9 protein-coding genes and 1 tRNA gene are annotated in these 11,305 nt (G+C 49.9%); 1 reads left to right on the top strand and 9 read right to left on the bottom strand.

All coding sequences use genetic code 11. The features are described 5' to 3' along the window. Positions 1 to 559: 559 nt before the first annotated feature. Positions 560 to 635, bottom strand: a tRNA-Asn gene (locus ACB040_RS15780). 230 nt (positions 636 to 865) lie between these two features. Here ACB040_RS15780 and ACB040_RS15775 point away from each other — a divergent pair. Continuing rightward, positions 866 to 2,089, top strand: a complete 1,224-nt coding sequence (locus tag ACB040_RS15775; RefSeq protein WP_338771252.1) for a PD-(D/E)XK nuclease family protein — start codon at positions 866 to 868, stop codon at positions 2,087 to 2,089. 266 nt (positions 2,090 to 2,355) lie between these two features. On the opposite strand, the gene ACB040_RS15770 is transcribed toward ACB040_RS15775, so the two are convergent. The 8 genes from ACB040_RS15770 to ACB040_RS15735 form a co-directional block, all read right to left on the bottom strand. Next, the gene (locus ACB040_RS15770) at positions 2,356 to 3,894 is read right to left on the bottom strand and encodes a hypothetical protein (RefSeq protein ID WP_338771249.1); all 1,539 of its coding nucleotides are present in this window, start codon (positions 3,892 to 3,894) and stop codon (positions 2,356 to 2,358) included. After that, positions 3,894 to 4,994 carry a DNA polymerase gene (locus tag ACB040_RS15765; protein WP_371164850.1) on the bottom strand — a complete coding sequence of 367 codons (1,101 nt, stop codon included), beginning with the start codon at positions 4,992 to 4,994 and terminating at the stop codon, positions 3,894 to 3,896. The genes ACB040_RS15770 and ACB040_RS15765 overlap by 1 nt, the downstream gene beginning before the upstream one ends. Continuing rightward, positions 4,945 to 5,586: a hypothetical protein gene (locus ACB040_RS15760; RefSeq protein WP_338771243.1), complete on the bottom strand. Its 642-nt coding sequence runs from the start codon at positions 5,584 to 5,586 to the stop codon at positions 4,945 to 4,947. The genes ACB040_RS15765 and ACB040_RS15760 overlap by 50 nt, the downstream gene beginning before the upstream one ends. Positions 5,587 to 6,348: 762 nt before the next feature. Next, positions 6,349 to 7,086, bottom strand: a complete 738-nt coding sequence (locus ACB040_RS15755) for a hypothetical protein (RefSeq protein ID WP_338771240.1) — start codon at positions 7,084 to 7,086, stop codon at positions 6,349 to 6,351. Further along, positions 7,074 to 7,718, bottom strand: a complete 645-nt coding sequence (locus ACB040_RS15750; RefSeq protein ID WP_124242724.1) for a TM2 domain-containing protein — start codon at positions 7,716 to 7,718, stop codon at positions 7,074 to 7,076. The genes ACB040_RS15755 and ACB040_RS15750 overlap by 13 nt, the downstream gene beginning before the upstream one ends. A gap of 91 nt (positions 7,719 to 7,809) precedes the next feature. Next, entirely contained in the window at positions 7,810 to 8,691 is an 882-nt protein-coding gene (locus ACB040_RS15745; RefSeq protein WP_338771236.1) for a WYL domain-containing protein, read from the bottom strand. 596 nt (positions 8,692 to 9,287) lie between these two features. After that, positions 9,288 to 10,520, bottom strand: a complete 1,233-nt coding sequence (locus ACB040_RS15740) for a tyrosine-type recombinase/integrase (protein WP_371155466.1) — start codon at positions 10,518 to 10,520, stop codon at positions 9,288 to 9,290. 305 nt (positions 10,521 to 10,825) lie between these two features. After that, entirely contained in the window at positions 10,826 to 11,272 is a 447-nt protein-coding gene (locus ACB040_RS15735) for a DUF2787 domain-containing protein (RefSeq protein WP_338771230.1), read from the bottom strand. Positions 11,273 to 11,305: the final 33 nt, after the last annotated feature.

Raw genomic sequence — 11,305 nt, 5'->3', positions numbered from 1 at the left:
CATACGGTGACTCCGGATAACACGGTAGGGGTACCGTTTTGTTATCCGGTTTGAAGCCGTATGACCACTCCCTTTTGTGGGCAACTGTCAGGTGAATACCATCTCCATACACTCGCTACAGCCCAAAAGACCGGATATGCCCCAGAGCTGCTCCGGTCTTGCCCACTAACCATTCCTCTTCCCTTGCCCTTCCTGAGCGTCTCCATCTTTCAATCTGTGTTATCTCCACGCCAGAGTCACATGCTCCGGTCTGAACATCCTCATGGTCTACCAGCAGAAAGACCGGAAGCTTTGACCGGAGGGGGTTTCTGGGAGTATTTACGTAAGGGGAGGGGATGACGTCTGGTTTTGGCTAGATCCTGACCCATTCGCCAGCTGAGCTGACCGGATAGGAACCGGAGTCATCGTTAGTTAACTTTAAGTTGAGAGAAAACAGGGAGAGTGGGTGGTTTAGAGCGGAGGAGTGTGCGAGAGCAAGAGGTGGGGGATAGCTAGCTCGGCTTGAAACAATGGAGAGATGGATATGAAAAAGCCCAGTTCGAAAACTGGGCTTCAAATGTGGCTCCCTCGACAGGACTTGAACCTGTGACATACGGATTAACAGTCCGCCGTTCTACCGACTGAACTACGAGGGAAAAGTGGCTCCTCCTACTGGACTTCATTCATTTATCAACGGATTGGGATAACCGCCGAGCCGTCGTGTCCTTCGCGACTCTTTAGCCATTTATGATCCCACTTGAGCGAGCTTGATGATAAGCCCCAAACGTTTCCCATGTGATATTGATCAGATGTCTTATGGTTTGCGCTTGCCCAAATGATGAACTGCGTTAGTCTGTCGTGCATCATCTGCAAAAAGGATAATAAAATGAATGTCATACAGCAGCAGGCTGTCGCACTTCTTGAAAACGTGGCTCGCTGGGCTGAGGTCACTCGTCGAGCGAAATCTCGCTATCAGGCCGAGCTGGCACCAGATTTCAGCCTGATGGACTGGCTAAAGAATGATGAACTAGCACTTTCGCGTTATCTTTGTTTTTTACTATCCCCTAATGAAAGTCATGGGCAGTCAATATTGTTTCTAAGAGGATTTACCAATCTCATTGAAAAGATGGGACACAATAGCCCTATAGTTGATAAGGACTGCTTTTATAAGGCCAGAGTAGATTATGAAGTCATTATAGAAAATGGCAGAAAAATAGATCTTTTGTTGACAACATCAGACGGTTTTATTGCTATAGAAAATAAGCCATGGGCTGAGGACCAAGAGAATCAATTAAGAGACTATGCGCAATGGCTAAATAAGATGGAGAGACCGTGGAAATTAATATACTTATGCAATCATGAACCCGGCGAATGGACCCTTCCGAATGACACACCAGACTTTTTGAAAGAACACATTCTGACAATATCTTGGTATGATGTCATCAGATGGTTAGGCGATTGTTTATTGTACATTCGTGCAGGCACAGTCAGAATCTTTGTTGAGTCACTAATTAAATACATAAATCAAACAATTAACGGAGAATTTATTGTGGATAACAACGATGAAATATCTGAAATCATCCAAAAAGATAGTAATACTATAGAGTCTGCATTTCTTATTTATAACCAGATAGAAAGTGTGCGTAAAAAGTTATATGAAAAATTGATTTTAGATCTGAATAAAAAACTGATTCCATATGATTTAAAAATCAACTTTACTGATGTAGATACATCTAGTCGATGGGCTGGGTTTTATATACCTTTAAGTTCTAGTGATACTTATTGTCTTTGCTGGGAGTTTGACCGCGCTAACTTTAATGGTTTGTATTTTGGTATATCAGGAGTAAGTGAAAAAGAAGGCCAAACTGCTAACATTTCAGCAGCTATGTCAGAACTTTTCCCTCATATGCAAGGTAAATCAAATAAATATTGGTCATGGTGGAGTTGGGACCTAGATCCACAGGGAAAAAATAGGATTCCTCAAAACTGGGGTAATGATGGTGCGGTCTGGGCAAAGCTCGGTGAACGTGATGAAAACAGTGTCTTTGCTGCACTGTATGAAGTGATAATTACTATTCACGAAAAACTGAATATGAAGCTATTTATGTAAGGATTAATAATTGATAAGCCACCACAGACCCCAGGAAAATGCGAGCAACTCCTGTGAGTCATTATAGCATCGGGGGAAGCAGGGGGGCGTATTTCCGATCGTGGCAATCACCTATATCACTAAGGTTTTGGCCTACTAAACAATGTGAGATGGTGAGCGAGCTGAGATCTCTTTGCCGGGTCGCAAACCCTGAAATCAGGAGCCATTGGTAACATCAGATAGAAAAACGCCAGCCCCGAAGGACTGGCGTTGATATTTTACTCATTTTATCCCAATAGAGATTCTGCTACGCCATCGTTTTCCTCACAAGATTGATCTTCTCGCGACGGTTGCGTCGGGGTGACGGAAGGAGCCGCCACGTCGTCGCATTCGCCACGACTTTGGCTAGCTTTTGGCTCGAACCAGACGTCGTAGTACCGAACGGAGGCTTTGCCCCTGACAACATGCACGCCATTGCTGGCCAATGCGTCTTGGAGCATTGATAGCCGCCGAGACATAGCCGCCGCATTCTTTGGCATGTCGGCCCCCAGACTGACAGCCGTTTGGGCTTCTAGGGCACTCAGCAATTCGTGGGGGGTACCATGCCACGAGCTAGTTTTGGGGTACCGCGTTGCAAAATTACACAGTGCTACAAACAAGCTATCATCAACCACACCTGCCACCTTGGCCTGTTCAACGTTTTTACGGTAGGCATCCTGCAGTTGGTCCTGAGGTAGTTTCAGCACAGTCTCCAACCCCGCGATCCATACAGAAAAGTCTGCCATCCTGCTTTTGAAGGTGATCTCAACCGAATCCTTAGCAGCCAGCACCTTGGCTGCCAAGACGTGAAGGGTATAGATCAGCGACGGCAACTGTTCATCGAACTTGGCTGACAATTCAGCTTCAGATAGCCGCTGTTCGCTCCCAATGGGGGCAAGGTTGATGTTTACACACCTGCTGACGAGATCGCTTTCTGTTAGGAAGGTGTGAATCCCGTTGAGCACGAGGGCACACCGCAGATCCATGCTGAACTCTTGCCCGTCAGTATATAGCTTCCGGCCCACGGTCGAACCGCCAGTGGCAACCTGGCACAACCCATCGCTCAATTCGTGCCGGATGAAGCGCAGGTTGTCATAGATCAGGGCATGGCTATTCTGAGCTGAGATAGCCACATCTTTAATTGCCCTCGGCATCGTTTGGCTGGCCACTCGGCAGGGATCGACCAGTTGACGGATCACTTTGCTGCACATGAATGTCTTACCAGAACCAGCTGGTGCTCTGACCACCAGTATCGGATATGGCAGTTGGGCCGCCTTTGGGGTTGCCACGGTGTAGGTCAGCCATGCCAGCAGTAGGAGCTTTTGATCCACCGTGCAGTTAAACCAGCCCAGAAGTGCCTTGAGATCAGTCTGCTGAGCGAGCTCAGGGGCTGCAAGCATGGTGCTGGTCTCGGTAAAATAGACCCCTGCAGGTAAAGTCTTGATGTGTTCTAATTTCCCCCTCGTAACCTGAAGAAACCGACCGCCCCCGAGGTTGTAAATGTAGCCAGCTAGATAAGGGGCTACACGATAGTGAGCTACAACAGGTAGCCCATCCTCGAATGCAAAAGCATCCAGCTCGTCGAGTACATCCTTGATCCTGTTCTCGTTGAGCCGTTCACCTCTCCCCCTGGCGAATGAGCGGAGGGATAGATGGAGTCGTTCTGATCGCAGTTGGTGGCAGATTCCAGGTTGGTCCGGAAACACCACGAATGGCCCTTGATAGAGTTGAACTGTGGCCTTGAACGCCTCACTAAACACTACGGCATCAAATTTCTGCTTGCTCATCACATCACCCCCGCTTGACCATCGAATACACCATCAATCTTCACGTTCAACTCGAAGCCACCCAGCACCGAAGCACTAGCCTGTTTGAGCACCGTTATCGCTTTCGCCACCTGATGTTCCTGCTCAGCTATCGGTACGCGGATCAAGAAGGCATCATGAATTGTCAGGCGAAGGTCTATACCGGCGTCATGTAGGCCTATCACGGCCCGGCGCATGACATCGGCCCCGCAAGCCTGTACTAGGCAATTCCTCACTGCGAGAGGATTGCTTAGAAGAGTGACACGGGCGGCCCAGTCGAGACATCTGACGAAGCCATCACGGAAAGCCACCTGGCTGCGACTATTCAATGCGGCATCGACGCGGTTAAATACCTCCCGCAGTGCTTGCCAGTAGTGCTGGGCAGTTTCAAGAGGAATGCCATGGAGCTTGGCATAGGCTGCTGCTTGCTGGCCGTAGGAATAGGGCAGGACCAGCTTTTTCAGGGTGTCTCGGTCTAAACCTGTGAGCCAAGGATGCCTACCTATATGCAAATACAAGTCGCCTTGGTGGTACGCCGACAGCAACTCTCTGTCATTGGCAAACCAGGCTGCAATACAGGGCTCTTGCTGGCTGTAGTCCACTAACACGTACCGAAATCTCGGGTCAGGATCCAGAATGAAGGGCCAGAATTTCTTCTTAAGGCTGGTGAGGCTCGGCCCGTATATAACGCTTCGCCCCGTGCTGGTTGCGAATGCCTTGGACACATGCCTTAAGATAGTTGAATTTTTTGTCATGCTGTGAAATTCCATGATGCGCCCAAGGGCATCAAGTTCAGCAAGACCCCCCTGAGCGTTGCTTATAAGAGAGGGGTGAATATCAGGGCGTATTTCTACGCGCTTTTGATGACAGAGGTAATTTATTGTGGCGTAGATTAATGGGATTTTAGAACTAATAGATGGAATTTTTGGCTCACCGGACGGTGAATGGCGGGATATTATAGCGGGAGTAATATTGCGGCTGAGAATCGTATTCTCTAATAGCTTCTCTTTGAATTTTACATTGAACTCTTCTTCAGAGGAGATCATTAATGTGTTCGAGGTCAATATCGATGGATAAAACATCACTTGCCGGAGGCAAACTCACGGTATCACTACCTTTGTTACTTTTTTCTTCATTTTCCTCATTCTCGTCATTGTTTGGGAGGACTGGCGTAGCTAGTTTCCTAAAAATCGGATGTTCTCGGCAGGCAATAATTGACTCTGAAAATACAAGCTCCAAGATAGAGTTATATTCTCGGTCGGCAATCGGTGCTATACCAAGATTATCTTCGCTTTTGGAAAAAGCATAACTATCAGCAAGTCGCGTCACAGAATAGGTACTGGTAGCAGCCTCAAGAATTTGTCTTTTGGTTGTACTATAACTATCCTTTGACTGTAGATTCACCTGCATCATACCTACAGCTCCAATTTCTGAGCGGAACGGTATAAACGCGTACAACTTGACCACATCGCCCAACTCTTGAGCAAGACGTTGATCTATTGCATATAAGCGGCGGCTGAATGCTGATTTGTCACTTACCACAAGCACATTTAGTGAACGATCCATATCGAGCATAAATTTCACGCCATCGGGCGGGAGCTTTATAGCTTGGCTTTGGATCAGGGCGACAGAGTCGACCAAACAGGGCTTGAGCAGTTCCAACATAAGAGACATAAAAATCACCTCATAAATGATCTGATTTAGATGCTCTCTAACGCGTAGAGACCTAGCACAATGTCAAGTTGTTAAAGAGCATCGCTAAGATTTGTCACCTAATTAGCCGAAGCAAGCTGTTCGATGTACTGAACAGCAACCGTCAGCAGTGTGAACTACTGACATTACTTCAAGTTGGTAGGTGGCCTTATCCGCTTGTTGCTGGCAACACTGTCAGCAACTCTCGGTTATTACTTACCGATCCACCGGGCCAGCAGTGCTGACCAAGTGCGGTGAATAATAGCAGGCGAATTTTGTAGGTCAATAGGTGGCAAGGTGCATATAAATGGACTATTGTGCTTAAAGCGATGACTATATTCATGTTTTGAGAATATAAAATCACTCGTATATTTTCAGATTTTTGTCGTTGACATCTTCTTGTTTTTCTGAAATGCCATTTAAACTGGTTTATAGCCGTTTAACGAGGCGATAGGTTTTTTGGGCTTATGATGACAAGCCTTGGCTGCGGGCGTTTTTAAATAGATTTATGCACTGAAATATTTTTGGAAAAAAATGAAATCTTGGATTGGTTGGCGTTTTTTTAGTCGCTCATGCATGCAAGCGACCTGCTCTGCAGGGCTAAAATGGCAAAGTACTTGAGGTAGCTGTTTTTTATACAGTGATGTGAAAATGTCGTCGATGCCGACGACGTGACCGTCGCGATTTTTTTATCGTTGGCTAAAAAAGCGGGATTGCTCCCGCTTTCATGTCACCAACCTCGCTCTACTCATACAGACTGACGCTGCAATTCTCTCTGGATGCCATACAGTCTCGGGCTGGGCTGCCATCGGGTTCAATCTGATAGATCCGATCCTTCTCTACTCGATACATAGCTGAGCTGGTCTTGAGCGGCGTGGCGAACGGGCCTTTCCAATCCACAGAGCAGCTTGGCTCCTGGAAGTTGCCATTGTCGTCCATCAGGGATGCCCCACAGCTTTCGATCACCGTCTGGCCGCTTTGCTTGATAGTGATGTAGCGCTCTGTGCCACTTCCACCTGCAAAGTTAAAGCTGCGCTTGCCGATGAAGGGGAGGGGCTGTTTCCCACGAAGAGCTGTTTGGGGAGCAACATCTTCTTTGGCTGCTTCGCACATCTTATCTAGCAGAGCATCGATCATGAGGTCAGGTTGTGGCTGGCCGTTTATCTCCAAGGCTTCCACGCTGAACTCTTCACCGTGAATCCACATCTGAAGCATGCCCCGTACAGGCCGCTCCATGTATGTGAACGTGCCACTCACGTTGACCAGCTTGCGGCCATCAGCGGCTTTGCCTGCCGACCACTCGGAATCCTTAAAGAAGCTATCGGCCTGCTGCTCCAAGGTCACGCCTGGACAGCTTTCCAGCTCTCCTCCTTTCACTGTCAGCTCGTCCCATTTACTGAGCAATCCGGCTTGAGCCGCTGGTGCCATCAGCAGTGAAACACTGGCCGCCAGAACAAGCCTCTTTACCCTTACCATACCCATTGAAATGCCCTCACAGCCTGATAGTTGTAACGCTTGTCGAATTCTTCTTGGGATAGACAAAGCACCTTGATGAACTCGACCAGAGAGAGCAGAACCGGGATCCCCGTGGTGCAAGCGGCCAGATAGATCAGACCCCAGCCCCAGTTACCGGCATAGAACTTGTGCAGGCCAATTCCACCACCAAAGAAGACCAGCAGGGCCATCAAGACCTTTCGCTTACCTCTATGGTGAACGGTGCCTCCCGCTGGTGCTGGTTGAGTTGAAGCTGGAATCGACGCCTGCTCACGGATAGGCCATGCGGCTGCATCGATAGGCGAGGGGAGCACTTCAGCGATCGCCTTGGCCTTCTTCTTGGCTGTGCCCCATGTGTCGATCGCATCAACGAAGGATCCTGTCAGAGATAGCTCAACAATCCCTTCTTCTGGTGAACTGAAATGGACTGTCACGCGCAACCCGAATGGGTTGATACCGTACTTCCAGGATGCTTCCAGCGCTCCCTTGGCTCGGTCAGCAACCTTGATAGTGCCACCCTCTGCTTGCAGGTGAGCGGCTACGTGTTCGAAGACTGTTTCATAGTCTTCATGACTGCGTAGAACGAGGTCTGATAGCTTAGTTATCGTGGGCGATCCCATGTTTTGCTCCTTGTTGGTTGAACTACAGATAGTGGTGATTTGCCCCGACAGGTGGTGTCGGGGGTTGAAAATTAGTGGCGTGAAAATTGGCTTACATCCGGCTGAGCAGGGCCTTGAGGTCACGCTTGACCAATGTTTGGATCCCAGCTGGGCTGATCACCTCAAGGTGCGGCAGATACGTTTTGATCACGGGCAGCAGCTGTGCACCATCGAAAACCCTGCTTGCCAGCAAGACGCTGCCATCCTCCAGCTCTCGGATCAGTGCCTGCTCGGGGAGGATGTTCCGAAGCTTGAACTCGTGGGCGATAGGCGAAGCTGCCTTGATCACGACTTCATGAGTGGGGATGGCCTCTTGCTCGATGAGTTTTTGAAGTAGTTGCTGCAGTGGCTCGCTGATCGTTGCTGGCGTATCTATCTGTTGGACGCTGGTGATACTCGACAAAGGTTCGAGAAATGGCGTATCAGCCATCACCCCTGCCAAGTACCAGCGCCCCCGCTTATTGACCAGACGATATGGCACAAGCTCCTGCTCTGCTTGCTCACCTACCCATGACAGCCTGACGTTGAACTGTTGGCTGATTGCCTTGGCAAGTGGCTTTAGCCACTGGTGATGACTGTCGTCTTCATCGAGTTGAAAGCCGGAAAGGACGAATACAGGTGTCGATGCTGGGTTGAGCCAGAGCTTGATCAGACTTTCGTGATCATCCGGGAACAACGCTTTGGCCCCCAGTTGCTCACACAGTCTCAAAATGGTGGGAGTGGTGGTTCTTCCCAGATAGCTGGGGTCAAGCCAATAGGTCTGCCCCTCCCGCTCCAGTGGCAGGTAAGCCAGTCTGACGTTCAGATCCCGTTGGATGGTGCGTGGTGAGACGTTGAACTCATGAGCCAGTTCGGAGATCACCAGCCGCTGCCCGTTGTTGAGCTTGGTCAGGATCATGCCGAGGCGTTGGGCTAGGGTGTCGTGTTCTGCCATCCAGGGAAGCATCGTAGTCAAAGGTGTCCTAGTGTCGCGTAAGCGCCCGACAGGGCGTGTCGAGCCGGAATTTTCACGACGTGCAGGATTTTGGATAAGCAGAGTTGATATAGCGGCGGGCGAGTTGTTATCTACTGCAGGGGTAACTGGAAAGCACATGGATGAATGTACTGGCACCACGGTACTATCGCAGATGTCTGATTGAGTTGACGGTAAATCTAGGGGATGGGGAACTGCGTTACGTCTGTAGGTCATCGGGTATCATCCAGAGCTGCACAAACCTTTGCCGCAAAGCAAATAGGTTAATCAAAAGGTTGATTTTTGATGTACGGTGCAACACTGGAGTCCCTACAACGCTAAGCGCGATTTAGAAGGGACGGCAAGTGCCTGTAAACGCCACTGCTCAAATCATATAAAACGTCTACGTGTGAGACCTTACCTAAGTATGGTGTTATAAATCAAGGGGTTTTTCGTCGATTAGGGTAACTCAACTGGCGGTTTTTTCTTGTTGCATGAAGCGTTTTGACAATATGCTGACGGTCGCGTCGAGGCGTCGAGTTTGTCCGTCAGCTCGCCACGACCGTCGGCATTTTTTCCTAAATTCCTCCGTTTTGGCCCAGTTGGGGGAGGGCTGAGTGGGCTGTGTTGCTAGGTATCAACGCCTGCTCCACACAGTTGGCCACTTGGGTACTGGTGTGCCGCAGTCTGCTGGCGTGCAGGTGGGCATATCGTTGGCTAGTCTGGCTGCTGGCATGGCCCAACTGGGCTTGCACGTCATACAAGGTTCCGCCACTTGAGACGATCAAGGCCGCAACGGAGTGGCGGCAAGTATGGATACAGACTGGCCCTTCAATCCTCGCTCGCTTGAGCATCCGGTTAAATGGTCTGGTGACGTTGTTGAGCGGCTGGCCCTGTTTCTGTCCTGGAAACAGATAGGGATTCCCTTCAATGGGGTGGGTCTCCTTGAGGATCTGCATGGCCATATGGTTGAGGTGGAGGATCCGGCTTTTACCATTCTTGGTGTGGGGGATGAACAGTGTCAGCTGGGATTGATCGAGGTATTCCCACTTGGCCAGCCTCAACTCGTCCTTACGCAACCCTGTCAGCAACAGCAGTTTGACGTACTGACCGGCATAACGGTTTTCATCGATATCCGCAGCCATAAACAGCCGTCTGATCTCCCCTTTGTCCAGATAGCGGGTACGTTGGTTGTTCTCGGTCAGGCTTTTGAGATGCCTCATTGGGTGTTGCTCCAGATAACCCATCCGAACGCTCCAAGTCAGGATCGCTTTGAGTAAGGTGGTGATCCGGTTGTTGGTGGCTGGCTTTACCTTGCTCAGCAAGTTGGTTTGCAGGGCCTGGCCCTGCTCAAGCTTTATCTCTGACAGTAACCGTGATCCCAAGGCTGGCTTTAGGTGGTCACGAAAGCGTTGTGCATCATCTCGCCATGATCGTTTGTGGTGCATGGCATAGGGGAAGTAATGCTGCTCAAACAACTCGGTCAGGGTGAGTTCCTGCCGTTTATCTTCCTTCTGTTGCTTGGGGTCGATGCCTTGCGAAAGCAGCCGTTTATAGTCTGTGGCGATCTCTCTGGCCGTGTTCAGGTCTACATCGGGGAAGCGGCCTATGGATATAGCCCGTTTACGTCCTTGCCAGAGATACCGAAGCAGAAATTTCTTGGAACCTTCCCCTTTGCCTACCAGACATTTAAAGCCTGGGATCTGGGTGTCGCTGTATTCGGCTTCAGTTGATCTGGCATGGGGTGGGTTCGGTGGTAGGGCCTCAATGGCTTTTTGAGTGAAGCGAAATCGGGAGGGAGCATTTGTCATCGTCTGTCTCCTGTCATTTGATAAGTGGGATAGGGCTGGTCTGCCCAAGAAAAAACAGCACAGGGATGTCAATTCCTTGTGCTGCCGGGATGAGATTGCGGATTGGCTGAGCCTAATGTTGGTCTCAGGCCAGAGGTGGAACAGGGCTTGGCCAACTTCCGGTCGATATCCGGTCTTCTGGGCGGGGAAATTCGCCAAGCGTAGAGATTTGCCGTCGGTGGCGACGAGCTGACGAATTGACCTAAACGGTCCCCGACGCTTCGTCGCCACCGACGCGACTTTTTGAGTTTATTGCCTGAACTGGATCAGTCAGGTGTCACCGTCAGGGTGAATACATCCATCTGGGCATAGCAGCAAAAGTTAAGCTGCCAGAGCTCAAACCACTCATGCACCTCTGCCAGCGACATTTTCCCCATCAACGAGTGGGTGTACTCACCCATGCTGAAATCGAAGTCCAACTCCTTGGCCAACTCCGTGCACCCGCCTTGGCCCACATAGGCAAAGTCAGTGACATAGCGCAGATGCCAGTCGTCATCCCAGCGTTCAAGACGGATCTCGACAGGGTGATAACCTCCAGTGGTTGCGCTGTAGTCTGGATCTCGATAGTTGAGGGTCAGGGCTGCTGGTGTTGTGCCATCCGGGATCTCATCAGGGAAATCCTCGAACGCTGAGCTGATGGCCTGCTCCAGTAGCGTTTTCAGGTCGTGACTTATCTTCACAGGCAAGCCCGTGATAACGAGGGTCGGTTTCATATCTTGGTTCTCGTTGAGATTGAGTAAAAGGGG

The sequence above is a fragment of the Aeromonas sp. S11(2024) genome (genome assembly GCF_041402345.1).
Classification (GTDB): Bacteria; Pseudomonadota; Gammaproteobacteria; order Enterobacterales; family Aeromonadaceae; genus Aeromonas; species Aeromonas veronii.
This window is presented reverse-complemented; position numbering and strand designations above follow the sequence as displayed.